At 36.8% G+C, this 25464-nt stretch carries 22 protein-coding genes; 18 read left to right on the top strand and 4 right to left on the bottom strand.

Annotation, left to right across the window (positions count from 1 at the left end; all coding sequences use genetic code 11):
- Positions 1–106 precede the first annotated feature (106 nt).
- The 13 genes from ACWF5P_RS12785 to ACWF5P_RS12725 all read left to right on the top strand — a co-directional run bounded on the left by ACWF5P_RS12785 (position 107) and on the right by ACWF5P_RS12725 (position 16207).
- Complete coding sequence (locus ACWF5P_RS12785; protein ID WP_434169688.1) at positions 107–1351, top strand: extracellular solute-binding protein; 1245 nt, start codon at positions 107–109, stop codon at positions 1349–1351.
- Positions 1352–1435: 84 nt separating this feature from the next.
- Positions 1436–2356: an ABC transporter permease subunit gene (locus ACWF5P_RS12780; protein WP_434169687.1), complete on the top strand. Its 921-nt coding sequence runs from the start codon at positions 1436–1438 to the stop codon at positions 2354–2356.
- 89 nt (positions 2357–2445) lie between these two features.
- A complete protein-coding gene (locus tag ACWF5P_RS12775) occupies positions 2446–3204 on the top strand; it encodes a carbohydrate ABC transporter permease (protein ID WP_350302896.1) in 759 nt (252 codons plus the stop codon).
- A 366-nt stretch (positions 3205–3570) separates the two neighbouring features.
- Complete coding sequence (locus ACWF5P_RS12770) at positions 3571–4473, top strand: ROK family protein (RefSeq protein WP_350299233.1); 903 nt, start codon at positions 3571–3573, stop codon at positions 4471–4473.
- 19 nt (positions 4474–4492) lie between these two features.
- Positions 4493–5659: an SIS domain-containing protein gene (agaS, locus tag ACWF5P_RS12765; RefSeq protein WP_434167243.1), complete on the top strand. Its 1167-nt coding sequence runs from the start codon at positions 4493–4495 to the stop codon at positions 5657–5659.
- A gap of 330 nt (positions 5660–5989) precedes the next feature.
- A complete protein-coding gene (lacC, locus tag ACWF5P_RS12760) occupies positions 5990–6925 on the top strand; it encodes a tagatose-6-phosphate kinase (protein WP_434167242.1) in 936 nt (311 codons plus the stop codon).
- 13 nt (positions 6926–6938) lie between these two features.
- Positions 6939–7925, top strand: coding sequence for a tagatose-bisphosphate aldolase (gene lacD / locus ACWF5P_RS12755; protein ID WP_434167241.1), 987 nt, complete (start codon positions 6939–6941; stop codon positions 7923–7925).
- Between the two features lie 560 nt (positions 7926–8485).
- Positions 8486–8965 (top strand): PTS N-acetylgalactosamine transporter subunit IIB, encoded by a 480-nt coding sequence (gene agaV, locus ACWF5P_RS12750; protein WP_251542738.1) that lies wholly within the window; start codon positions 8486–8488, stop codon positions 8963–8965.
- A gap of 41 nt (positions 8966–9006) precedes the next feature.
- A complete protein-coding gene (gene agaW / locus ACWF5P_RS12745; RefSeq protein WP_350299229.1) occupies positions 9007–9783 on the top strand; it encodes a PTS N-acetylgalactosamine transporter subunit IIC in 777 nt (258 codons plus the stop codon).
- Positions 9773–10588 carry a PTS system mannose/fructose/sorbose family transporter subunit IID gene (locus ACWF5P_RS12740; protein WP_434167240.1) on the top strand — a complete coding sequence of 272 codons (816 nt, stop codon included), beginning with the start codon at positions 9773–9775 and terminating at the stop codon, positions 10586–10588. The genes agaW and ACWF5P_RS12740 overlap by 11 nt, the downstream gene beginning before the upstream one ends.
- Before the next feature lie 45 nt (positions 10589–10633).
- Positions 10634–11050, top strand: a complete 417-nt coding sequence (locus ACWF5P_RS12735) for a PTS sugar transporter subunit IIA (protein ID WP_328129175.1) — start codon at positions 10634–10636, stop codon at positions 11048–11050.
- Positions 11051–11075: 25 nt separating this feature from the next.
- Entirely contained in the window at positions 11076–12224 is a 1149-nt protein-coding gene (nagA, locus tag ACWF5P_RS12730; protein WP_452444932.1) for an N-acetylglucosamine-6-phosphate deacetylase, read from the top strand.
- 56 nt (positions 12225–12280) lie between these two features.
- Entirely contained in the window at positions 12281–16207 is a 3927-nt protein-coding gene (locus tag ACWF5P_RS12725; RefSeq protein WP_452444931.1) for a TIM-barrel domain-containing protein, read from the top strand.
- A gap of 177 nt (positions 16208–16384) precedes the next feature.
- Here ACWF5P_RS12725 and ACWF5P_RS12720 read toward each other — a convergent pair whose 3' ends face one another.
- Positions 16385–16552, bottom strand: a complete 168-nt coding sequence (locus ACWF5P_RS12720) for a hypothetical protein (protein WP_350299224.1) — start codon at positions 16550–16552, stop codon at positions 16385–16387.
- Between the two features lie 366 nt (positions 16553–16918).
- Positions 16919–17737: a histidinol-phosphatase gene (locus ACWF5P_RS12715; protein ID WP_452444930.1), complete on the bottom strand. Its 819-nt coding sequence runs from the start codon at positions 17735–17737 to the stop codon at positions 16919–16921.
- A 261-nt stretch (positions 17738–17998) separates the two neighbouring features.
- Between ACWF5P_RS12715 and ACWF5P_RS12710 the strand changes: the two genes are divergently transcribed.
- The 5 genes from ACWF5P_RS12710 to ACWF5P_RS12690 all read left to right on the top strand — a co-directional run bounded on the left by ACWF5P_RS12710 (position 17999) and on the right by ACWF5P_RS12690 (position 23097).
- A complete protein-coding gene (locus ACWF5P_RS12710) occupies positions 17999–18634 on the top strand; it encodes an FMN-dependent NADH-azoreductase (RefSeq protein ID WP_434167236.1) in 636 nt (211 codons plus the stop codon).
- A 533-nt stretch (positions 18635–19167) separates the two neighbouring features.
- Positions 19168–19794: a fumarylacetoacetate hydrolase family protein gene (locus tag ACWF5P_RS12705; protein ID WP_101222281.1), complete on the top strand. Its 627-nt coding sequence runs from the start codon at positions 19168–19170 to the stop codon at positions 19792–19794.
- 251 nt (positions 19795–20045) lie between these two features.
- Positions 20046–20474, top strand: a complete 429-nt coding sequence (locus ACWF5P_RS12700; RefSeq protein WP_452444929.1) for a MarR family winged helix-turn-helix transcriptional regulator — start codon at positions 20046–20048, stop codon at positions 20472–20474.
- Positions 20475–20990: 516 nt separating this feature from the next.
- Complete coding sequence (locus ACWF5P_RS12695) at positions 20991–21935, top strand: sporulation protein (RefSeq protein WP_434167234.1); 945 nt, start codon at positions 20991–20993, stop codon at positions 21933–21935.
- A 934-nt stretch (positions 21936–22869) separates the two neighbouring features.
- Positions 22870–23097, top strand: coding sequence for a hypothetical protein (locus ACWF5P_RS12690; protein WP_101222274.1), 228 nt, complete (start codon positions 22870–22872; stop codon positions 23095–23097).
- Between the two features lie 139 nt (positions 23098–23236).
- Here the strand turns inward: ACWF5P_RS12690 and ACWF5P_RS12685 are convergent, their stop codons facing one another.
- Complete coding sequence (locus ACWF5P_RS12685) at positions 23237–23944, bottom strand: SDR family oxidoreductase (RefSeq protein ID WP_434167233.1); 708 nt, start codon at positions 23942–23944, stop codon at positions 23237–23239.
- A 142-nt stretch (positions 23945–24086) separates the two neighbouring features.
- A complete protein-coding gene (locus tag ACWF5P_RS12680; RefSeq protein ID WP_434167232.1) occupies positions 24087–25259 on the bottom strand; it encodes an MFS transporter in 1173 nt (390 codons plus the stop codon).
- Positions 25260–25464: the final 205 nt, after the last annotated feature.

The raw sequence follows: 25464 nt of genomic DNA, 5'->3' as shown, positions 1-25464 counted from the left end.
AAATAAATGTAAGGGTAATCATGGTGAAAATTGTCACAAAACCATTCGTGTTCAAGAAGTATTTTGTTAGAAATCTACAAAACTTTATTTGAAAGAAGGTAACATGATGAAAAAATGGCTAATAATGCTTTTAACCACAATTTTAGGATTAATAGGATTAGCTGGATGTAGTAATGATGACACTGCATCAGGGGACGGAAAGGTTGAAATTACTTATGGATTTTGGGATAAGAAGCAAGTCACTGCCATTGATGAAGTCATCAAATTATTTAACGAAAAATATCCGGACATTAAAGTAAAAACGGAGATGACTCCTTATGGCCAGTATTTTCAAAAACTTGAAACTGCTGCAACTGGGGCAGCGTTGCCAGATGTTATGTGGATGAATGGTGCCCATGTTGAGAAATATGCAGAAGGAAAGGTAATCCTCCCACTTACTGACCTTGCAAAAAAAGAAAACTATGGCTTAGATAATTATCCGAAATCTTTAATTGACCTTTATACCGTAAAAGGAGAAATATTCGGTATTCCAAAAGACTTTGATACAACGGGCTTATGGTATAACAAAAAAATCTTTGATGAAGCAGGTGTACCATATCCAGATGACACTTGGGATTGGAGTAAGTTAAAGGAAGTCGCTAAAAAACTGACAGATAAAGACAAAGGTATTTGGGGCTATGCTGCATTAATGGGCAACCAAGGTGGCTATTATGATTTTATCTGGCAAAATGGCGGTTATATTATTTCTGACGATGGTAAGTCTGTAGGTTTTGATCAGCCGGAGGCCATTGATGCGCTAAATTATAATATTAGTTTCATTAAGGAGGGATTATCTCCAACACAGGCTCAAATGACAGAAACAGCCGCTTCTGAATTATTCTCTTCAGGAAAAGTAGCGATGATGTTTGATGGTCCTTGGATGGTACAAGAGTATAAGAATAATCCTGATATAAATGTTGCTGTAGTACCAAAAGGAAAACAGCGCGCGGTTGCCATTCATGGGCTAGCCAATGTTATTGCGGCTAACACAAAGCATAAAGACGCTTCATGGAAGTTTGTCCAGTTCCTAGGCTCTAAAGAAGCCGCAGATATATTTGCGAAAACAGGGACGGTTATTCCAGCTTATAATGATACACAGGATGCTTGGATACAAGCCGTTCCAAATATAAATCTTCAGGCCTTTATTGATGGTGTCGATTATTCTGTTCCATTGCCTAGTGTTATAAGGACAGGAGAAATTTGGCAGTATGAAACGGACGTTCTTAAAAAGGTATGGAGTGAAGAAGAAAGTGTGGACGACGCTGTAAGAGAGTTAACAGAAAAGGCAAATGAGGCGCTATCCAAGAAGTAGAAAAAATGAAGAAGAGAAGATGATTCTTCTCTTCTTTCCTTAAAAGGAGTGAATGCAGTGAAGGAACATCCTCTACAGGTTGAAGTGAATACGAATGCAAAACTTAAGGTTTCCAACTTAACGAAGACAAGGAAAAGTTCAGACTTCTTTTGGGCTTATCTCATGATTGCCCCTACCATGCTCGGTTTGTTCATTTTTTACTTGTGGCCTATCTTTCAGACCTTATATTTTAGTTTCACGGAATGGGGAGCATTTGGTCAATATGAGTGGACGGGGTTAGATAACTATAAGCGGATGCTTGAGGATACTAACCTTATGAAATCATTTAAGAATACGGGGATTTATATTATTATCACTGTCCCAATCGGGATTTTCTTCTCTATTATAATAGCGGTACTCCTAAACCAGAAAATTAAAGGGAAATCCGTATATCGCACATTATATTTCTTACCCGTAATTACGATGCCTGCTGCCATCGCAATGGTTTGGAAATGGCTTTATAATTCTGATTATGGACTGCTAAACTATCTTTTATCTTTATTTGGGATCAAGGGTCCCCAGTGGGTAAGTGATCCGAAAATTGCCTTATTTTCGATTATTGTGGTAGCAATCTGGAGTGGAATTGGTTATAACATGGTCATTTTTCTTTCCGGACTGCAAGGAATTCCAAAGTCCTATTATGAAGCAGCAGAAATGGATGGAGCAGGACCGATCAGTGTGTTCTTTAAAATTACACTGCCACTGCTCTCTCCTGTTATTTTCTTTGTAAGTATCACTTCTCTAATTGGAGCTTTTCAGGTGTTTGATCTAATTTTCATGATGATTGGAAAAAGTAGTACAGCCTTGGAAAGCACACAATCGGTAGTTTATTTATTCTATCAGCACGCTTTCGTTTTAAACGATAAGGGATATGCAGCAGCAATCGCTGTTCTATTATTAATAGTAATCCTGATTATCACTGCAATCCAAATGGTCTTACAAAAAAAATGGGTTCATTATGACTAAAGGAGGGAGAACCATTGGAAAGAACGAGACAGTTTGTAACAAGTAAGACATTCCTTATCCATTTCGTCCTTATTATAGGATCCGTGGCAATGGTCATGCCTTTTTTATGGATGATCTTAACCTCATTAAAAACCTATGCTGAATCTATTCATGTTCCGCCTGTTATAATTCCTAAGGATTTCCAATGGGGGAACTATATAGAGGTTTTTGGACTTCTGCCTTTTTTCAAATTTATGTTTAATACCTTTATAATTACGATCGTCCGGACAGCAGGCCAGCTATTTTTGTGTTCGTTAGCCGCCTATGCATTCGCTCGAATTGAATTTCCAGGCAGGAACATTCTGTTCATGTTAGCTTTATCGGTATTAATGGTACCAGGGCAAGTGTTTTTACTCCCGCAATATATGATTATGGTGGATCTTGGCTGGTTAAATACATTACAGGCGGTAATAGTACCAGGTTTGTTTAGTGCATTCGGTACGTTCCTGTTAAGGCAATTCTTTATGGGACTTCCAAAAGAACTAGAAGAGGCAGCCAGACTTGATGGCTGTAACCATTTTCAAATTTACTGGAAAGTAATGCTTCCCCTCGCGAAACCTGGGTTGATTGCTTTGGGCATTTTCACTACTCTTTGGAGCTGGAATGAATTGATGTGGCCAATGATCGTAAATAGTTCTCCTGAAGCAATGACACTTTCTGTCGGATTGTCATCGCTTCAAGGTCAATATTTAACAAACTATCCTATACTTATGGCAGGCTCCTTTTTAGCGATACTGCCAATGCTGATTTTATTTATCTTCTTGCAAAAACAATTTATTGAAGGAATTGCAGTAACAGGCGGAAAATAAATAGAAAAATGTACACGATTCAATAGGGGACTTAAACCTAAAATTAATTCTAGGATATCACAACTTGTTGGGTTGACCCAACAAGTTGTGATGGTGTAAAATAAATAAGTATAGATTGTAAGTATGGTTTTTGGAAGGCAGGCTTATTTAGACACTCTAATCCTGAACTTTCGTTTTAAAAAAACTCATAGTATTTTGGCTATGAGTTTTTATTAAAATAAACTTGTACCAACAACCCAACTATATAAAGGTGGTATAAAAATTCTGAATTAGTTGACTATTTTGAGGAGTGGGGAAAGACTATGAAGTGTTCGGAATCGTTTGTTCGAAAAGTAAACGATGGAGAGGAATAAGAGGTGCAGGAAAATGAAAAATGCAATCGGCATTGACATTGGAGGGACAAAAATTGCAGCGGGTATCATTACGGAATCGGGAGAATTGCTGAAGCGCGTGGATGTAAAAAGTGATCCTTCAGATCGGGAAAAAATGTTTGCCAGAGTTTTAGAAGCAGTGGAACAAGTTCTTGAAAAATCATCTTATTCCCTAGATGACATAGAGGGCATCGGTGTGGGTGTACCAGGTAAAGTTGATTGTGAAAATGGCGTAGCTATTTTTCAAAATAATTTACCTTGGAAACAGTTCCCCATCACTGCCCGTTTACGGGAGCAATTCGGACTCGAACAAATTAGTATTGACAATGATGTTTATATGGCGGCATTTGCCGAGTGGAAGGCAGCTCAGGTAAAGCGGAACGAGACATTTGTCTATGTGACTATTAGTACCGGAATCTCCTGTTCCATCATTCAAAATGGTTCATTTTTCAGGGGGGCAGGATTCGCCGGGGAACTTGGGTTGATACCGGTACTTTCGAAGGCAGACAATAAGGGAATTAAGCGATTGGAAAAAGTGGCTGCTGGGCCTGCCATCGAAAAGTTGGCGGAAAAGGAATTGCAAGTTGAAAATATTTCCACTAAAGAAGTTTTTGCAGGCTATGCAAATGGGACATGTGAATATCGCATCATTGAAGATGTGACTGACAACTTAGCTCAAGGACTTTATTCGATTTCCTGTTTATTGGATCCACATAAAATGGTTTTCGGAGGCAGTGTCATCGTAAATAATCCTTTTCTGCTTAAGTTAATGAAAGAAAAGCTAAAAAGCTACCAATTACCTGAACAACAACATATTTTAGGGCAAATGAGCATCAGCACATTGAAGCAAGATAACGGCGTCGTTGGTGCAGGTTTACGAGTTTTCGAGAGATTATAAAAAAGGAGAAGTGTTGGAGATGTTTACACTTGATAAAGAAAAATTAGTATCGTTAGGTGCATCGATTACAACAGAGGAAATCAAGCAACAACCTGTTTTATGGGATGAAACCTATTCATTATATAGAAAGAAACACGTAGAGATTCAAGCATTTTTGCAAAAACTGGCTGAGCAACATGAACGAATACGTGTCATTTTTACAGGTGCCGGAACTTCTGCCTATGTCGGTGATACTGTCACACCTTATTTAAAAGGAAAAGTGGATGAAAAAAAATGGGAATTGCTGAGTGTTCCGACTACCAATTTGGTGTCAAACCCCTATGAATTTTTAAAAGCAGATTTCCCAACCTTGTTGGTATCATTTGCTCGAAGCGGCAATAGTCCCGAAAGTGTAGCAGCCGTTGAATTAGCAGAACAAATCGTAACGAACTTCTACCAGTTAACGATTACTTGTGCTAATGATGGCGAGTTAGCGAAAAGGGCCAAAGGTGATGAACACAATCTTTTGTTATTGATGCCCGAAAAAGCCAATGATCAAGGCTTTGCCATGACCGGCAGCTACTCATGCATGACACTAACAACATTACTCATTTTTGATCCGCTGCCACTGGAGGAAAAAGGGTCAATTGTCCAGAAGATTCGCCAAATGGGTGAAAGTGTTATTCCTAGAGAAGAGGATATCCAAAAAATCATCGACCGTGATTTTGACCGGATCATTTATCTGGGCTCAGGAAGTTTTGAAGGCTTAGCGAGAGAATCGCAGTTAAAGGTATTAGAGCTAACGGCGGGAAAAATTGTTACAGCATTTGATTCGCCATTGGGATTCCGACACGGGCCTAAATCATTTGTCAATGAAAAAACGTTGGTTTTTGTTTTTGTTTCCAATCACCCTTATACACGTCAATATGATTTGGATATGTTAAATGAATTGCAGCGAGATAACATTGCCAACTATATTTGTGCCATTGAAGTCGATGGCAAATCCAGATTTGTTGGGAACACGTTTTTATTTGGCAGTGATGCTCAATCCGTACCGGATGTTTACCTGGCATTACCCTTTGTCATGGTTGGGCAAACTGTCTCACTGCTAGCTTCCGTAAAAGTCGGTAATACACCTGATTCACCTTCACCGACAGGAACGGTTAACCGTGTGGTGAAGGGCGTAACCCTATACGAATATAAGTAAAAGAAGGTATTTGAAAGCTTTGTAATGATGGGGAAACAAGCATATCAATATGTATTTTGCAGATTTGGTTTTTTCTTGAGGATAAGGTGGTAACTCCTGTTTTGAGCCGATATTTATTAAGAGAAAAGACCCGATGTCGGCAATGAGGTAATGCCACTGCGGCAAAACCATTTATATGGCATGTAATGCACTTGCTAGGAGTGTTCAGTTCGAAAACAATTGTGGAAAATTGCTTAGGCTGCTGACTTTATCGAGTTAGTCCTGAGCTTGATTTAATCATGGCTTACATGGATGGTCAAGCCTAAACAACAACCAGAAAGAGTGATTACGATGATTTTAGCTGTAACAATGAATCCATCTGTCGATATTTCTTATCCGGTTGATGCATTCAAGTTTGATGATGTCAACCGGGTGGAAACGGTACGAAAAACGGCTGGTGGAAAAGGCTTGAATGTTGCCCGAGTGATTTCACAAATGGAAGGCGAGGTCTTGGCGACAGGTGTGTTAGGCGGAACGATTGGTGATTACATTGTTCAGGAATTAAATGATAGTAATATTCCCAATGACTTTTTGAGAATCGAAAAAGAATCAAGAAATTGTATCGCCATTCTTCATGAGGGAATGCAAACAGAGATTTTAGAATCTGGACCGACGTTATCCAAAGAAGAAGGGACAGCTTTTTTAGAGAAATTCGAATGCCTGCTCACAACCGCTTCCCTGGTTACGATTTCAGGAAGTTTACCGAAAGGGTTACCAACCCACTTTTATCGTAAAATGGTTGAAATCAGTTGTAATAAGGGAAAGCCCGTAATTGTTGATTCGTCAGGGGAAGAGTTAAAACAAGTCTTGAAACATGAGAAAAAACCTTTTGCCATCAAGCCGAATACTGCGGAATTGTCTCAGCTGTTGGGCTTCGAAACTGAAACTGGAAACATCGATTTGAAACAAACGTTAAACCATGAGATTTTTAAGGGGATTGAGTGGATTGTCGTGTCCGTGGGTGATAAAGGTGCCTTTGTCAGGCATGGGGATGATTATTATCAGGTTACGATTCCAAAAATAGATGTGGTCAATCCTGTAGGATCCGGAGATGCGACCGTTGCTGGGTTAGCTGTGGCACTGAACCGAAATCAAACGGTGGAGTCTGTACTGAAAACGGCTATGACCACAGGAATGTTGAATGCAATGGAAGCCGTAACTGGTTTTGTAAATATAAGAAAATTTAAAAAGTACTATGATTGCGTAAAAGTTAAAAAAATAGATTGATAGGAGAATGCCAATGTTAGATCTCACCAAAAATAAATTAGAAGCTCTTAAACGCTTATCGGATGAAAATGGCGTGATTGGAGCATTAGCCATCGATCAACGTGGCTCTTTGAAAAAAATGATTGCGTCTGGCGATGCAAATCTAGTGGGAGATGATGGTATCATCCGTTTCAAAGAATTGGTTTCTGAGGAATTAACACCATTTGCAACCGCTATACTTTTGGACCCAGAATATGGTCTGCCGGCAGCAAAGGTCCGCGATAAGAACGCAGGTTTATTAGTGGCCTATGAAAAAACCGGTTACGATGCCTCAGAAGTGGGCCGGTTGCCTGATTTATTACCGGAATGTTCAGTACAACGTTTGAAGGAAGCCGGTGCTGATGCTATCAAATTCTTACTTTATTATGATGTAGATGAAGAAGAGAAAATTAATAACTATAAGCATGTCTATATGGAACGTGTTGGATCCGAGTGTGCGGCTGAGGATCTTCCATTTTTCTTGGAAATTGTCACTTATGATGCGGAAAATAATGATGTAAAAAGTAAAGAGTACGCAAAAGTGAAACCGAATAAAGTGATCAGGGCCATGAAGGAGTTCTCCAAACCTCAATATCAAGTTGATGTGTTGAAAGTTGAAGTTCCGATAGATATGAACTTTGTGGAAGGTTATGCAGAAGGCGAAACTGTTTATAGTAAAGAAGAAGCTGCCTTTCTTTTCAAAGAACAGAGTGAAGCAACAGAACTGCCGTTTATTTTCTTGAGTGCAGGTGTAAGTGCAAAACTATTCCAAGAAACATTGAAATTTGCCAGAGAATCCGGTTCTACCTTTAACGGTGTGTTATGTGGCCGGGCAACATGGAAAGATGGTGTGGCATCATTTGCTATTAGTGGAGAACAAGCAGGCCGTGCCTGGTTACAAGATACAGGTAAAAGAAATATTGAAGAACTGAATGTAGTATTGAAAGAGACAGCCAGTTCCTGGTTCGAGAAAGTAAAATAAGGATTCAATATAAGCGCCGTGTTTTTTAATGAAAACAGGAACTAGAGGTAAAAAAGTGATTCATCAACTGGGTCAATAAATAATGAATCAAGCGGTTGTCACTCAATTAATTGAAGGAAAGATTCAATGCCTTCAATCAAATCCTGTCGCTCCTGCTTTAGTTTAACGAAGTTGAAGCTGCCGAGGGGGCTTACCGTGAAATCCCTGAGTTACTCGAGGAAAAATGATTGAACATGCGTGTGCTCAGGGATCATGACAGATAATTTTGATGTGAAGAAATTTATTAATGTATATGGCCACTCGTCCTTTTATTAAATATATCTACAGAATCCGGGGTCTGCAACCCAGTATTTCCATGAGTTCATTGACTGCTTTTTTTCATTTTCATTGCAAACGCTTTCAATTGTTAAGGGATATTATTGGTAATGATGAGCGTTTAGTAGAAACAGGAAGTATTGAGGCAATTTTCTTCTTTAACTCTTAGAATTCGTACTTTGAAGCCAATTGGAATTCAAATCTTAAAATGTCGTAAAATCTCATTTATGAAAGGAAGAAATTTTATGTCAGCTCCAAATATTTTATTAACCAGAATCGATAATCGTTTAATACATGGTCAAGTGGGGGTTACATGGGTCAACCATCTGGGGGCAAACTTAATTGTCGTTGCAAATGACAAGGTATCCACAGATGAAATTCAACAAAATTTAATGGATATGGTATTGCCTGATGTTATTCAATCACGCTATTTTTCATTACAAAAAACGATTGACGTCATTCATAAAGCGTCTTCTCGTCAAAAAATATTCTTAGTTGTAAAAGATGTGCATGATGCATTGGCGCTAAAGGAAGGCGGAGTGCAAATTGAGCAGTTGAATATTGGAAATATGCATTATGAAGAAGGGAAAAAACAGATTTCCTCTACTGTATCTGTTGATGAAAAAGATATCGCTGCATTTAAACGTCTGGGAGAACTAGGCGTGAAGTTAGATTTAAGAAGAGTACCAAGCGAAAAGGGACTAAATATATTAGATTTATTTTAAAAGAATAGCAGATTAAAGTAAATTTTAGGGGGGGATAACTTATGTTAGTCGAAGCATTATTAATTGCTTTATGGGCTGGGATTATCGGTGTCGATCTATTTAATGGATTAACCCATATTCACCGTCCGGTAGTTACGGGACTTGTAGTTGGTCTAATTTTAGGGGACGTTCAGACTGGTTTAATAGTTGGAGGAACTTTGGAGTTAATATGGATGGGTATGGTGCCGCTTGCTGGTGCACAGCCACCGAACGTTGTTATTGGGGGAGTGATTGGAACAGCATTTGGTATTATTGCTGGTCAGGACCCAAAAGTTGCAGTTGGGGTGGCAATACCGTTTGCTGTAGCAGTACAAGGGTTAATTACCTTGTTTTTCACATTATTTGCACCAATGATGCACAAAGCCGATCAATATGCACTAGAAGCAAATTATAAAGGGATTGAACGAATAAATTATTTAGGCTTGTTCATTCTGTTTACATTTTATGCAGTTATAGCGTTTTTACCCATTTTCTTTGGAGCGGAAAAAGCATCAGGATTTGTTGAAACAGTACCACAATGGATTATTGGCGGATTGTCCATAGCCGGAGGGATTATGCCGGCCATTGGATTTGCGATGTTATTGAAAATTATGATGAAAGTCGAATATATCATGTTCTTTATTATAGGATTTGTCGCAGCAGCTTATTTAGAAATGCCAATTTTGGCAATCGCATTAATTGGTTTGGCAATCGCCTTGTATGATTTTTACCAAAACAAAGAAAAACAAGGTCCAGATAAATATCAGCCTAGTGAGGAGGAAATCACCGATGGCATCTAATCACTATGAAGATGAAACTGAAGCTCCGGATTTACAACAGAAGCAATTACGAATCCTAGTATGGCGTTCTTTACTATTACAAGCATCTTTTAACTATGAACGTATGCAATCGGCCGGATGGCTTTACTCCATTTTACCAGGTCTAAGGCATATCCATAAAAATAAAAAAGATTTAAGTAAATCAATGAAAGACCATATGGAATTCTTTAATACGCATCCGTTTTTAGTAACATTTATTATGGGTGTGATTTTAGCAATGGAACAAAAGAAAGAAGATAGAGAGGCTATTCGTGGTATTCGTGTTGCTATGATGGGTCCACTTGGTGGTATAGGGGATGCATTGTTTTATCTTACTTTATTACCGATTACAGCGGGAATTGGTGCTTCTTTAGCGGTAGAGGGGAACCCCCTTGGACCAATCGTATTCTTAATATCATTTAATATTATTCACTTTGGTGTCCGGTTCGGATTAATGAACTATGGATATAAAACAGGTGTTAAAGCAATTGTGAAACTAAAAAATGGTACAAAATTCGTTTCCCGCGCTGCATCAATTGTTGGTTTGACAGTAGTTGGTGGTTTAATTGCCACTTATGTCGCATTTAAAGTTGAATATGTTTGGAAATCTGGAGACGCAAAATTAAATATCCAAACAGATGTATTAGATATGATCATGCCAGCAATGCTGCCGTTAGTATATACCATACTAATGTACTGGTTACTTAAAAAGGGGCGTTCTCCTTTAATGTTGATTGGTCTAACAGTTGTAGTCGGTTTAATAGGATCTTACTTTAATATTTTATAATCTTAATATCTTAACACTAAAAACTGATAAGTGAGGATGAGATAAATGATTGGAATTGTGCTGACAGGACATGGTTCTTTTCCAAATGGAATATTTGAATCGGTTCAGTTAATTGCTGGAGAAATAAAGCAAGTAGAGGTTATTCCATTTGAAGTAGATGTAACGATATTTGAGCAGGTTGTCAAAAAAGCTATTGATAAGGTGGAAACAGGAGCAGGAGTGGTATGTTTTACGGATTTGGCGGGTGGAACTCCATTTAATGTGTGCTCTAGGATAGCTTCAGATAAAGATAATATTCGAGTGGTGGCGGGAACAAACTTACCTATGTTGTTGAGCGGAATATTTCATCGGGAACTCAGTCTTGATGCATTTATCGACAAGATGATAAAAGATGGTAAAGAAAATATTAAGGAATTTAAAAAAATACAGCAACAAACAGAAGAAGATGTAGCTGGAATATAAGCGTAAAAAAGGAAGCGGATTCAAGGTGAAATATTATATTAAAGCAGAGCGATATTTAATGGAGAATGAAGAAAAACAAGGTGGATATTTGCTAGTGTGTAATGGATTATTTGGTGGATTTTCAGAGACGGTTCCCTTAGGTTCCGATGTTATCGATTGGAGTGGACATATAATTGCCCCGGGTTTATTTGACACCCATATTCATGGGATTAAGGGGTATGACATAATGGACGGAACTGCGGAAGCAGTTCATGAAATTTCGAAAGCGATTTTACAACTTGGTGTTACGCGTTTTTTACCAACAACATTGACATCGTCTAAAACAGATTTGAATCAAGCTATTTTAGCGATTACAGAAGCGGTCAGACAAGGACTGGCTGGCGCACAATCAGAAGGGATTTTTCTGGAAGGCCCCTACCTTTCTGAACAACATAAAGGAGCCCAAAATTCTATTTACTTTCGGAATCCAGATTATGAGGAATTTCAAGAAATAAAGAGACTTTCAGAAGGAACCATTGTAAAAATTGCCCTGGCACCTGAACGAGAAAACACGTTGGAGTTTATTAATAATGTAAGTAAAGATGGTGTATTTGTATGCATAGCACATACGGACGCAAGTCATGCTTGCTGTAAGAGGGCCATTAATGCGGGTGCCCAAAACTTTGTCCATTTATTTAACGGGATGTCAGGGTTACATCATCGTGACCCAGGTGTGGTAGGTGCGGCATTAACGAATCCTAACACTTTTGCTGAATTAATTTGTGATGGTTTTCATGTACATCCAGACATTGCAACATTGGCGTTACGTGTTAAAGGGGACAAGCTGGTACTAATTACGGACTGTATGCGCGCAGGGTTAATGCCTGATGGAGAATATCAACTAGGTGAATTCACTGTTGTAATGAAAGATGGCATGGCTCGAACAGAAACAGGATCCTTAGCTGGCAGCACTTTGAAACTAATAGATGGAGTGAAAAATTTAAAAAGTTGGAGCAGTGAGCCGCTATATAAAATATGGCACAGTGCTTCATTATCACCAGCAGCAAGCATAGGAAAGGATATGGAATTCGGTAGCATATCAAGCGGGAAAATAGCTGATTACGTAGTCCTGAATGAGAAGTTAGATGTTCTAGCCACAGCTGTTGATGGTGTAGTCAAGTATAGAAGAGGTTGAAATGAAGAAGACAAAAAAATAAGAGAATCATTAATTTGTAAGGGAGGCATATTTTGTTGAAAAGAAAAATGAAGATTGCTAATCTTGAAAAATTTGCAAGCTTGTTTTTATTAGTCATCTTATTTTTAATAATAGTTCCTTTAACTGGTAAAGCCTCGGACGATAAAATCTTAAATAATTCGGCTGTTGCTAATGAAACGTATAAGAAAATTGGCCTGGTAACGAAAATCCTAAAAGACGGAAATGATGTTTATCTTGATTTTTCAACAGGTGAAAAAATAAAAATTAGTTTCCTTAAGGACAACCTATTTAGATTGCACTTGGACCCAGCAGGAGATTTTCCAGAATATCCGACTCCAAATAAACCTGATCACGTCACAAAAATAATTGAAAAAAGTGTGCGCGATTACAATAAAGAATACGGAAAAATAAATGTGAAGGTTAATAAAAGCGATGCCAATTTTTATAAGATTTCTACAAAATCTGTAGAGTTAAGAATTGAAATTGCTACTTCAAAGATGAGCTTATATGATAAAACAAAATCCCAAGTTCTTTGGAGTGAAAAAGAGCCGCTTAAATATAATGATGAAAAAACATTGCAAACTCTTGATACAAAAGAGAATGAATATTTTTATGGTGGCGGACAACAAAATGGATACTATTCCCATAAAAATACTTCAATAAATATTGCGATTGGTGGCGGTTGGGATGCAGGTGCTGCTTCTAGTCCGGTTCCATTTTATTTAAGTACTGAAGGATATGGTGTAATGCGTAATACGTTTAAGCCAGGAGCTTATAATTTTTCTAAGACGGCCACCTTTTCTCATAATGAAAAAAGATTTGATGCTTATTATTTTGTCGAAGATTCAATTCCAGAGATCATTGGTGAATATACTGAATTAACCGGTAAAGCTGCTCTAATGCCGAAATATGGGTTTTATTTAGGGAAGGCCGATTGCTTTAACGGAACTCATAATGGTCATAAGGACCAAAGAACACTATTAAATAATGGACTAAATAATTTAAATGAATATGGCAGTAATGATATGCCTTTAGGTTGGTTTTTACCAAATGATGGGTATGGTTGCGGTTATGGCGGATTAGATAATTTAAAGAGTTTTGTCAAAGAAGCTAATGCGAAAGATGTTGAGGTAGGTTTATGGACACAAAGTAATCTATATCCAGATCCCGGATTACCAGAAGATAGCCCTTTACGCAGAGACCTTGACGGAGAAGTCCAAGCTGGTGTAAGAGCAATAAAGACTGATGTTGCATGGGTTGGACAAGGTTATTCAATGGCTTTAAATGCAACTCGTCAAGCAGCGGAAGGAATACAAAAAGCAGAAAACTCTCAAGGAGCACGTCCTTTCGTCATTTCACTTGATGGATGGGCAGGTACGCAACGTTATGCATCATTATGGTCTGGTGACCAATATGGAGGAGATTGGGAATATATTAGGATGCATATCCCAACTTACATTGGAGCAGGCTTATCAGGTAATCCGAATGTCGGTTCAGATATGGATGGTATATTTGGCGGAGATAAAGTCATTCAGACACGAGATTACCAATGGAAGGCATTCACTCCTATTCAAATAGATATGGATGGATGGGCATCATCAGGTGACGATTATAGTAAATCGAAAAATCCTTGGAATTATGGAGAACCATATGCATCCATTAATAGAATGTATCTAAAATTGAAAGCTCAATTGATGCCGTATATTTATACGATTGCAGAAGAATCAACATCAAAATCAATGCCCATGATTAGAGGGATGATGTTAGAATACCCTGATGATCCAAATACGTATGGTACAGAAACACAATATCAATATATGTGGGGACCTAATTTATTAGTGGCACCAGTATATAATGAAAATGATCATAGAGCTGCTGTAAGAAACGGAATTTACCTTCCAGATGATAATCAAATTTGGATCGATTATTTTACAGGTGATCAGTATAAGGGTGGGTCAGTCATCAATAATTTTAGTGCTCCATTATGGAAGACCCCTGTGTTTGTTAAGAATGGTGCTATTATTCCCATGTCACCTGAGAACAATTCTATTAATCAATTGGATGGCTCTGATACTAGAATATTTGACGTGTACCCATCTGGTAAATCAAAATTCACATTATATGAAGATGATGGGAAAACCAATGAATATAAAAAGGATAAAAACACTAGAACCAATATCACTTCAGATGTTAAAGGTGAAAGAGTTGTTATAACTGTTGGGAAGGCAAAAGGAAAAGGATATACTGGCATAGTCAGGAATAAAGGTACAGAATTCATTGTAAATACACGTAAAAATCCAAAGAAAATATCTGTTAAAGTTGGAGGTAAAGATGTTGTATTAAGAAAAGTCACAACTGAAGAAGAATACAAAAGTTCTGATAATGTATATTTCTTTAATGAAAATCCATCCTTTAATAAATATTCTACAAAGGGTTCAGAATTTGAAAAAACGAAGATTACTACATCACCTAAACTCTATGTTAAGGTTGGGAAAACTAATGTTTCAGCAAATACCATTAAATTAATAGTAGATGGTTTCAATAATACCGAAGTTAAGGATGTAGTGGATGAAGCAGTACCAAATGTTCCAACAGGACTGGGAGCAAAAGATGAAAATATTACGGATAAAAGTATCAAATTAAATTGGGATGAAGTTGATGGTAACAATACTTATGATTTATTGATTAATGGTGTAATCTATACAAATGTATTTAAGGCAACCGATGGTGAACAAGTACCTTTCTATGTTCATTCAGGTTTAACAGCTGATACAGAATATTCTTACAGAGTTAGAGCAGCAAATTCAAAGGGAGTATCAAATTGGAGTGATGAAGTTAAAGCTAGAACAAAGCTTGATCGATATCGAAACGTACCTAAGAATATGACAGCAAAAGTAAGTAGTGAACAACCGGGCAGTGAAGGGTCTAAAGCTGTGGATGGTGACGATAATACTTTATGGCATACTGAATGGTCTGATGGAAATGTATTGCCTCATACCTATGAAATTGATATGAAGTTAGCTTACCAATTAGATAAGCTAGAATATCTTCCAAGACCTGATGCTGGAAATGGAACCATCTTAAAATATAATTTAGATGTCAGTTTAGATGGTAAAACGTACAAAAATATTATCACTAATGGAACGTTCGAAAGAAATAAAGATGTTAAAACCATTTCCTTTAACGATAATGTGACAGCTAGATACATCAAGTTGACAATTAATGATGCTGTAGGGAAATTTGGTTCTGCACAAGAATTTAGACCATATAAAAAAGATAAAACAGTTGGAACGGTTGTGGGTGAAAATATACCAAATGGTGCAATTGATGATGAAGATCTACTATTCTTTGCTAGCTACATGGGTGTTGATACAACAGATACAGCATGGAATCAGGTATCGAAGGTTGATATTAATTACAATGGGGTAATTGATGCTTATGATTTAATGTATGTAGCAGGACAGCTAGGAAAAACACCACTAATACCAACTGGTAGGTCAATTGCTGGTTTACTGGATATTAGACCTAATAAACAACAGTTAAAGGCAGGAGAAGAATTTTTAGTGGAAATAATTGGAGCGGAATTGAAGGATATCAATGCCTTTAATTTAGAGCTGAAGTTAGATCCGACTAAGTATGAATTGGTTAAAGAATGTCAACCAGAAGGTACATGTGATTCAAGTATTGTTCAACCAACCAATGTAACTAAGGGTATGTTAAATTACTCTATACTTGCAGGTATAGGAAATACAGAGCAGCGGATTATGGCGGCATTTTCCCATAAAGGATCTCAACAAACATTAGAGGGTAGAAATACATTAGCCACCATAAGGCTCAAGGCTAAAAAAGATATTGATTTTGATATGTCAATAACAAGGTCCTTACTGGTTAATACAGCTTTTGACTCAATTGATAAAATTGGAGAAGTGTTAATTCCAGAAGAACCTGGTGAGATAGACTAACCTGAAGAGCCAAAGGAATATCATTAACGAAAAGGGCGCTTGAATTTAATAAAAGGAAAGCACATATTAGACGTGACTAATATGTGCTCTTCTTTTTAGGAATTTATAATGTTTTAGGTCTTGAAATCTAATGCTTTAAACCATGTTCTGAAGGTATATTGAATAAGGAAGTATAAATTAAAGATACCCATTTAATACTGTGCCAAAAAGATCGAATTCAGGATCTTTTGACGGAGTTATTGGAGGGGCTTCGGATCGCCCTATTGAAGAGTTGAAAACAGGCTTACCTTCATCTGACTCTACAGAGTTTTCGTCATTCTTTTTATACAATGGGTTATCGATCATACCCAAATCAACTCCTTTTAATAAGATTAACGAATGGTAAGTTATTAATTCCCTAAAGATATTGATTTTATGCTAAAAAATAATGCGATGACTGGGATTCGTTGAAATGAACGGGTAAAACTTGTAACCAATCGTTTATTACAGGATGCATAATGATTATTTTATGTTCAAAAAAAAGATTGGTACCGATTCTTTAAGTGTAATGAAATTCCAAGCAGGATCATTATCGAAATCTGTACATTATTTTTTTCTGCATCGCCCTTCTTGGTAGCAAAAGGGTTGAAAAACATCATTCCTTCCCTCCGATACACATTGTTACAGGACTCTCAAGCGATTGGACAAGTTCATTACTTTTGACAAAGAATATCAAATTGGAGTGAGAATCCTTTGCTTGTTAACAAAGTAAACCCACTCAGAAAAGCCGATTTCCTTTAGTCTTTTTTTTACTAGTTCAAATTCATCACAAATACGTTCAGGTGTATGCGAATCTGATCCAAATGTTACCTTCACATTATAGAAAAGAGCTCGTTCTAAAATGTCATCTGCTGGATACCATCCACCACAATCTTTTGTTTTACCAGAGGTATTGATCTCAATGGCGATATCTTCTTGACTAATGATTTTTAACGTTCTTTCAATACTGTCTGTCTCAATGGAAGAAAAGGATGGGTAAAACCCTTTCATTGCATCAATATGGCCTAAGATTTGAAACACTCCGCTTTTTGCAGACTTCTGTATTAATTCATAGTATTCATCCTTTATTCTTGACTGTTCTTTAGAGGTCAAACCATTCCAACGCCCTCTTTTAAAAATGCTAATATCTTGAACATAATGTACAGATCCAATTATGTAGTCAAAAGGGTGTAAAAGATATTGATCACGGTAGACCTCAATGTGTTCAGGGAAGAAATCACTTTCCATTCCTAATAACAAGTGAATTTTGCCTGCATATTTCTCTTTTAAGCGAAGTACTTCTTCAATATAAGGAACAAGTTCACTTTTTGCCATTGCAATAGTTGGGTAGAGATGGTCTTCCTCACTATAAAAATATGGAGAATGATCAGAAATCCCAATATAATGCAAACCATATTCAATGGCTTGCTTTACATAATCCTCAATTGTACCGATAGCATGTCCACAGCGTTGATGGTGAGTGTGCAGATCAAATTTTATTGAATTCGTCATTCCTTAGGCCTCCTAAAATGAACCAGGTTGTTTTGTTTTATCATATCCAAAAATCACACTCTTTCCCACGAATTGAATTTTAAATTGCCTAGGAAATATGAAAAAAGTTTGGTAATACCCCTTCAAAAAAATTTCTTTTTAACAATTTAATCTTATACCTATTAATTAAAGATATTTTAGTTCGAGTAATTGTATAAGTGTTGAATTCCCTAGGCAAAATAAAATGTTCAAATATGTAAAAGGAAAGGAAGGATATATACAATGACAAAGGTATTGTACATCACGGCTCATCCTCATGATGACAAGCAATCTTACAGTATGGCCGTTGGAAAAGCATTTCTTGACACTTATAAAGAAGTAAATCCTAGCCATGAAATTGTGAATATTGACCTTTATAAAGAAAATATTCCTGAAATTGATGTGGATGTTTTCAGTGGTTGGGGGAAACTTCAATCTGGAAAGGGTTTTGAAGAACTCTCGTCGGAAGAGAAAGCAAAAGTTAGTCGACTTTCAGAGTTATGTGAGCAATTTATAGCGGCGGATAAATATATATTTGTAACGCCTTTATGGAATTTCTCGTTTCCGCCAGTAATGAAGGCATATATTGATTCCGTTGCAGTTGCAGGTAAATCATTTAAATACACCGAACAAGGCCCTGTTGGTCTTTTAACTGATAAGAAAGCCTTGCATATTCAAGCTCGTGGTGGAATTTATTCAGAAGGACCAGCAGCTGAAATGGAAATGGGTCACCGATATCTAAATATCATTATGCAATTCTTCGGAGTGCCTTCCTTTGAAGGTTTATTCGTTGAAGGACATGCAGCAATGCCAGATAAAGCACAAGAAATAAAAGAAAATGCAATAGCACGATCAAAAGATTTAGCTTCTACTTTTTAAAAAAAAAGAGTCAACAACTTGTTGGCTCTTTTTTTCATAATGAAATGGTGATATATGGATTTACCCTCACTACACCAATCATGCGTATTTCTCTAATAAAGGAATATGCTTTTTTATTTAGTCTAATAGTGGTTATAGGGGGGAACTTGTAATAGAAATAGCTGAAAGTGAGGGAAGAAGCTAAAAAGGCCCATAAGGGTACCTTGATTAGCTAAATTGACTAGTTTAGAAATAATTTAAAGTTATCAAGTTAGGCGTTCAAATTGCCGGAGAATCTCATGCATATCAACATAAGATTTTTTCTCAATGATATTGCCATATGTAACTGGTAAAAGTACCACAAGTGAAAATTTAACGTATTTTCCCGTAGCAGGGATACTTTATTATAAGTATAACGGTTGTATAAAAAATCAGAAAAATATAAAATGTATTTAAATTAGAGTTTTTTTTATTTACAAATTGTAATTTGGGAGACTAATAAAACTTCTATTTTTAGAATCATTAAATTTATTAAGAAAAGAGTGAGTTTAATAATGAAAGACATTAAAAATATCTATTGTGTAGGTCGAAACTATGCCTTGCATGCAAAAGAGTTGAATAATGAAATCCCAACTTCCCCTTTTTTATTTTCAAAACCCACTCATTCGCTTGTGGAAGCTAATGGACAGTCCATCACGTTGCCGAGTAATCAGGGTTCCGTTCATTTTGAAACTGAACTTGTTATACATATCGCAAAACAGTACGAATCAGGAATGAAAGTAGATGAAATAGTAGATGCCATGGCCATTGGGTTGGATTTAACACTTAGAGATGTTCAATCACAGTTAAAACAAAAACAGCATCCTTGGCTTTTGGCTAAAGGATTCAAAAATTCAGCAGTTGTTAGTGATTTTATTCCGTTTCCAGGTGTCGAAGCATGTGAACAATCAGATTTTTCCCTTTTAAAAAATGGAGAGCGTGTACAAGTCGGAAATATTAAAGACTTACTTTTTGATTTGCAAACCATTATAGAATTTACAGCAGAGCATTTTGGGCTTGGAAAAGGAGATATAATTTTTACCGGTACTCCAAGTGGCGTCGGTCCTCTTTCAGATCAAGACAAGCTTTCACTTAACTGGGGTGGAAATGAAATAGGATCCTGTTCAGTTATAATGCGTTAATGAATAAAGGCAGTCATTTTGACTGTTTTTTTTTATGGAATAACTCAATCTTAGACAAAAAGAAGAAACTCGTCTAAAATGAGAAGAACCATATAACATACATGGAAACGGCCAATATGGCACCACTTTTTCAAATAAGTTTGACCATTAAATTCTGGCTTTGGAGTATGTTAGAACTATTTATATGTCTTATGAAAATCAATTAAAGTGCCATATTTTAATTATATAGGATAGAACAGGGTGGAATGTGCATGAAGAACAACCAAGAAAAGAAGTATTTAGATAATTGGCTTTCTCTTGCTAGTATTCAAATGAGCATTACGAATGAACTTGAAAGTTCTTTGCAAAAAAATCATAACCTGTCGTTAAAAGAGTTTTACGTTCTTTACTTTTTATCCAAAACAAGCGATAAACAATTGAGGCTACAACAATTACAGGAGATGGTTGGATTAAGCCAAAGTGCTATATCAAGGCTGGTGGGCAGGCTAGAAGCAAAAAGCTGCGGAGCATTACAAAGGCATATATGTGAAGATGATCGAAGAGGCATCTATACACGTTTAACCACATTAGGAGAAGAAAAACTACAAATTTCCTTAAATACTGTTCATGAAATTCTTCACTCTGCTCTATCAAAAGGAAACCTTCAAGATGAATTACAATCCTTAATCCAGAAATTGTAATATGGTTCTTGTAATTTTAAGTGATAAGTGAGGTCGGTTATTTCTATATATCTTGGATAGGAATATCCCTTTAGCCCAGCAAGGTAATAATGAACGGATCTGTTGAGAAAGAGAGCAGGGATAATGCGGAATTAAATGTAAGCGCATGCATTTAAGGGTTTTTTTGACCACCGAGGATAAATTAAAGGCCATGGCTATAAAGTAATGAAGATTATACATCCGTCTTTCAATGGGTGACCCTAACTTGCTGTATTCAGTCAAAGGAACATCATTTGTTTTTTCGCCTATTACATGAAAAATAAAAGCCAATAGTCCATCAACAATATCATAAAAAACATATTCATCTGAAGTCACCTACTGCGGTAAATTATTTGAAACTATTTTCATTTTTCGACGTAATACTATCAGGGATAAATTAAGAAATCTCATGAATTACAAATAGATTTCTTGTCCTATCTTATTACGCCCATTTTACATATGAATTCTAATAGAGGGTTGACGAAGGGAAGAGGAAGCATGTTCAAGAAAATATTAGCAAGCTTAGGAAAAGGAGCAGCAACTGTAGATTTACAATATGATAATCGTAATTATCAAGCTGGAGATAGCATTCAAGGGGAGGTAGTCATTCAAGGTGGTGAAGTGGAACAGAAAATCAATCAATTGACTGTACGGTTGATGATGAACGTGGTATTAAAACAAGGAAGCGTTTCTAAGGAAGTTGCCCATATACCATTAGTTAATCGAGATTGTATTCACCCCAAAGAACGTAAGGTCATTCCGTTTCATTACGTCCTACCTACGAATATACCTATTTCAAGGGGAACTGTCTCATACTATCTGGATACACATCTTGATATTGAGGGCGGAGTTGATCGTAAAGATGTAGACCGGCTGGTCATCCAATCCCAAAAATCCATCACATCCATTTTTAATGCAATGGCTCAATTAGGTTTTCGCGAGACAGCAAACTCGGGTAAACTCGACCAATATGGACAGGAATTTGCTTTTTTTCCCACTCAACAATTCATGGGACAGGTAAATGAAGTTGAAATGCGGTTTGCCAATGAAGAATCAGGTATCCGGGTCTGGATGGAAGTTGACTGTAAAAGCGGCTACAAGGAAATTGAAGCAAAACGTGAGTTTTATTTAAGTAAGAATGTTCTCGAGCATGAAGCCGATCTTCATAAACTACTTGGAAAATATATATCGGAAGCTATTGATCAGCCTTATGCTTTTACACAGCCGTTCTCTTATTCCACCAACCATCATCATGGTCGTGCTTCCCAATTAGGAAACGCTATACCTGGAATGGTTGGTGGATTAGCAGTAGGTGTTTTAGGGTCGATGTTACTTACTGAGATGATGGATGGTTTTGATGTTGGGGATATGTTTGAAGAAGCAATAGAAGATCTTGATGGGGGATTTGATTCATTTTTTGATAGTGGGGATGGGGAATCCTAAGTAAGCCATTAAATAGTCCTATGTTAACCAATATAATTAAAGACTCTTTTTGTTGCCGACTTTATTGGGGAAACCAATGTTATGGAAGTGGATTTATTAGAAATCCTTAATAATGAAAACTATCAAAAGAGTTTTCGCAAGTTAAGAATTCAGATAAAAAGCTTGTAATAAGACCTGAACACTTAAACATTAGTCAAAGTCGCTTTCAGCCTTTCTTGGGTACTAGAAAAGGCTTGGTGAAAATACTTTAATATGTTGGTACGCTCTGTTAAAGGAAACTTTACAGAGCTTTTTTTATTGAAGAAACTGGACGGCGGCGCAAACTCTTCACCGAAATTTAGCATTCATTTCATGCCTTCTCGGAACAGTTCAGTAAAAACGAAGTCATATCTAGACGATTGTGATAAAAGGATTAGGTGAAGGCAATCATGAAGCTAATCATTTTATATGGATAATAAGAGTCAAGAAAAGAAAAACATGTAGGTAACTGAGTTTGTAGACAAATGTATGATTGGAACGGAAGGTGCGAGACTCCTGAGGGAAAAGCTCGTCGAGGGGAGAAGACCCCACAGGCGCAAAAGTGCAAAGGAGGCTCCCGGACCGCCCGCGGAAAGCGAGTGCCTGGAGTTCCAATCGACGTACGAGGTTCTACAGTTTGATGTAGGTAACCTTTTTCATCCTAAATTAAAGGTTTTTTTGTTATACAACCTTTTGGGTAGAAGTGAAGGAAAGAAAATAAGAAAGCCCAACTATACCTACATAACTCCTTTAGAGATAACCACAAAGTTATGTTGATATCGACTTTTTGATTGCTGTTTGGTTTAATGCTTTCATCACCTGAAAATAGCCCTTCGGTTTTTGGCGTGAATAAAATGAATAAACAATCATATAAAGCCAATTCTATATACAAGAATGATAAAAAGGAGATTACATCGTGAAGCCATATGAAATAAAAAATATGATTATTGATGATGAGTTTGATGGTGAAGAATCGGTTACAGCTGATTTTACTCACAAATATAAAGATTATAGCATTACTTTTAAAAAAGAAGATCTTGAAGTAATTAATACCTGGGTTTTTGAGGGTAATTCATCTCTTCCAGCAAATTTATCAAGTACTATCATTGAATCATTAAGGGAAGAAATTAAAAAAAGAATCTAGTCAATTGGACTAGATTCTTTTTTTGGTCATTTTCTTAATCGAGGAAAAATTTTGCCTTGTTAATATTGATGATAAAAGATAAGGTATTTATTGTATCGAACCACACTTAAACACAGAATAATGTGTTTAAACTGTAATGTTACCAATTGATTCGTTTTCCATCTCTAAAAAACCCACCATTAGGTCCTTCAGGTCCAATAGTTGCTAACCACAGGATAGACTCAGCTGCTTGCTTGGGTGTTCTTGGAGCAGATGATCCACCCATATCTGTACTTACCCATCCCGGATCGACCGCATTTATTTTGATATCACCTTTGATTTCTGCAGCTACCAATCGTGTCAATCCATTAAGGGCAAATTTAGATATTTTATAAGCTCCTACTCCTGGATATGACATTTCGCTCATCGCCCCGTATTCTGAGGAAACATTAATGATTCTCCCATAGCCTTGCTTTTCCATGAGGGGAATAAAGGAACGGATCACATGGTAAACTCCAAAGAAATTGGTTGCCATTGTTTTCTCCAGAGTGGAAGTGTCCATAGTCACTAAATTTTCACTCTCATCCAAATACACGCCAGCATTATTAATCAATACGTCCAATCTTCCATATTGATCATTTACAGTAATCGCAGCTTGATGGATGCTTTCTTGATTGTTTACATCCATTACCAGAAACGACACGTCAAGATTTGAATCCTTAAGTCTTTGCGTACTTTCATGCCCTTTTTCTGGATCCCGACTTGCCAAAATGACCTTAAAACTATTCAAAGCCAATTGTTTGACCAGCTCATATCCTATTCCTCGATTCCCACCAGTGACAAGTGCAACTTTTATATCCTTTGACATAATATATCCTCCTTTTTTTCGGCTACTAATCTTGGGCCAGAGTAGAATTTTCCACACCCTAGAAATTCAATAAAAGAAAGTAGGGAAGGGAAAATAAAGCAATAATGAACAGGGAACTTTTATAGAATGTTGAATTTATTCCTTATCTAGATAGTTGTTGTGCAGGAGTAAACATGTAGTTTCTAAGAAAAATAGTAACCAAACTTAGTATCAATGATAGGATTCCTACTAATACGACGTATTGTGTACCCAGTTCTGATATAAATAACGCGCCTGCAGCTGCACCAATTGTTGTTCCTACGTTACAGGATGATATAAATAAGCCATTGGCAAAATCAGGCGCTTCGGGAGCTGAAGACGCAATCAAATATTGATTAATATTTGCCATTATTCCTCCGGCTAATATTCCCCAAATTAAAGTTGTAATTTCCATAGGTACGGTAAATTGTCCTGTGAAGAATAAAATGATGTAAACAGCACCCAATAACAATGGAAAAGATACTACAGACTTAATGGCACTATGAGTAAGTGAATTTCCTGCGACAATGTTTCCGATAATACTGGCTCCACCGAAGACGAATAATGTTAAACTTATGGTATTCGGGGGCATATTCGTAACTGTTTTCAGATATTCAGCAAAATAACTATAAACCCCAAATATAGCTGAGTTTAATAAAATGACAGTCACGATGGAAAGCCATAAAATAGGCTTTTTTAATACGGAAAGTTGTGTACCATAAGAAGTTCTTTCCTCAACAGGTATAGATGGAACAAAAATCAATGTAGCAATGAATACAATAGCATTAACAATAGCAAAGAATGCCATCGCCATTTCATACGAAACGGCACTATCAATAAAATTTGCGATCGGTACGCCGGCTACCATACCAGCAGATACTCCGATAAATACTTTAGAAACAGCTTTTGGAGCTTCTTCTTTACTTACTGAGGAAGCAGCTACTGTAAATGCCAAAGAACAATAAATTGGATGGAAGAAGGCTGGAATTATACGAGCAATTAATAGAATGGTAAAATTAGATGTAAATATGGATACAATGTTTCCTATAACGAAAACTCCTAATACAAGTAACATGACCTTCTTACGATTTATCCCGGAAAACAATAACGGCATCGTTGGTCCAGATACAGCAATAGTAAGAGCAAAAAGACTCACAAGCAATCCTGCTTTTGATATGCTGACATTGAAGTGATCAGCAATGGAGGGCATTAACCCAATAACCCCCATTTCGGTATTTAAGATGCCGAAAACTCCTATGGTCAATATGAAAATCAGCAAGTTATTTCGTTTAGTCATAAAATGGATCTCCTACTTTCAGTACAGTGTCATTTTGTAATTGCGTAAAGGGGGAGATTTTTAAGGGTATTAGATAACTTTCAATTTAGCTGTTTTCTCCATTATATCCAGACCTTTTAAACGATATCAGTTTTTTTAAAATCCTCTTTGTTCCTGTCTCTGAATAAATTTCAAAGTATAATGTGCCAGGCTGTCGAGGTCTACT

The sequence above is a fragment of the Peribacillus sp. NPDC055009 genome (genome assembly GCF_053608705.1).
Note: the sequence above shows the minus strand (reverse complement) of the source record. Positions and strands in the feature narration are given on the sequence as shown.

Coding starts and splice junctions, on each gene's coding strand:
- ACWF5P_RS12785 (WP_434169688.1), top strand. CDS start 107: ATGAAAAAATGGCTAATAATGCTTTTAACCACAATTTTAGGATTAATA.
- ACWF5P_RS12775 (WP_350302896.1), top strand. CDS start 2,446: ATGGTCATGCCTTTTTTATGGATGATCTTAACCTCATTAAAAACCTAT.
- ACWF5P_RS12770 (WP_350299233.1), top strand. CDS start 3,571: ATGAAAAATGCAATCGGCATTGACATTGGAGGGACAAAAATTGCAGCG.
- agaS (WP_434167243.1), top strand. CDS start 4,493: ATGTTTACACTTGATAAAGAAAAATTAGTATCGTTAGGTGCATCGATT.
- lacC (WP_434167242.1), top strand. CDS start 5,990: ATGATTTTAGCTGTAACAATGAATCCATCTGTCGATATTTCTTATCCG.
- lacD (WP_434167241.1), top strand. CDS start 6,939: ATGTTAGATCTCACCAAAAATAAATTAGAAGCTCTTAAACGCTTATCG.
- agaV (WP_251542738.1), top strand. CDS start 8,486: ATGTCAGCTCCAAATATTTTATTAACCAGAATCGATAATCGTTTAATA.
- agaW (WP_350299229.1), top strand. CDS start 9,007: ATGTTAGTCGAAGCATTATTAATTGCTTTATGGGCTGGGATTATCGGT.
- ACWF5P_RS12740 (WP_434167240.1), top strand. CDS start 9,773: ATGGCATCTAATCACTATGAAGATGAAACTGAAGCTCCGGATTTACAA.
- ACWF5P_RS12735 (WP_328129175.1), top strand. CDS start 10,634: ATGATTGGAATTGTGCTGACAGGACATGGTTCTTTTCCAAATGGAATA.
- ACWF5P_RS12720 (WP_350299224.1), bottom strand. CDS start 16,552: ATGATCGATAACCCATTGTATAAAAAGAATGACGAAAACTCTGTAGAG.
- ACWF5P_RS12715 (WP_452444930.1), bottom strand. CDS start 17,737: ATGACGAATTCAATAAAATTTGATCTGCACACTCACCATCAACGCTGT.
- ACWF5P_RS12710 (WP_434167236.1), top strand. CDS start 17,999: ATGACAAAGGTATTGTACATCACGGCTCATCCTCATGATGACAAGCAA.
- ACWF5P_RS12705 (WP_101222281.1), top strand. CDS start 19,168: ATGAAAGACATTAAAAATATCTATTGTGTAGGTCGAAACTATGCCTTG.
- ACWF5P_RS12700 (WP_452444929.1), top strand. CDS start 20,046: ATGAAGAACAACCAAGAAAAGAAGTATTTAGATAATTGGCTTTCTCTT.
- ACWF5P_RS12695 (WP_434167234.1), top strand. CDS start 20,991: ATGTTCAAGAAAATATTAGCAAGCTTAGGAAAAGGAGCAGCAACTGTA.
- ACWF5P_RS12685 (WP_434167233.1), bottom strand. CDS start 23,944: ATGTCAAAGGATATAAAAGTTGCACTTGTCACTGGTGGGAATCGAGGA.
- ACWF5P_RS12680 (WP_434167232.1), bottom strand. CDS start 25,259: ATGACTAAACGAAATAACTTGCTGATTTTCATATTGACCATAGGAGTT.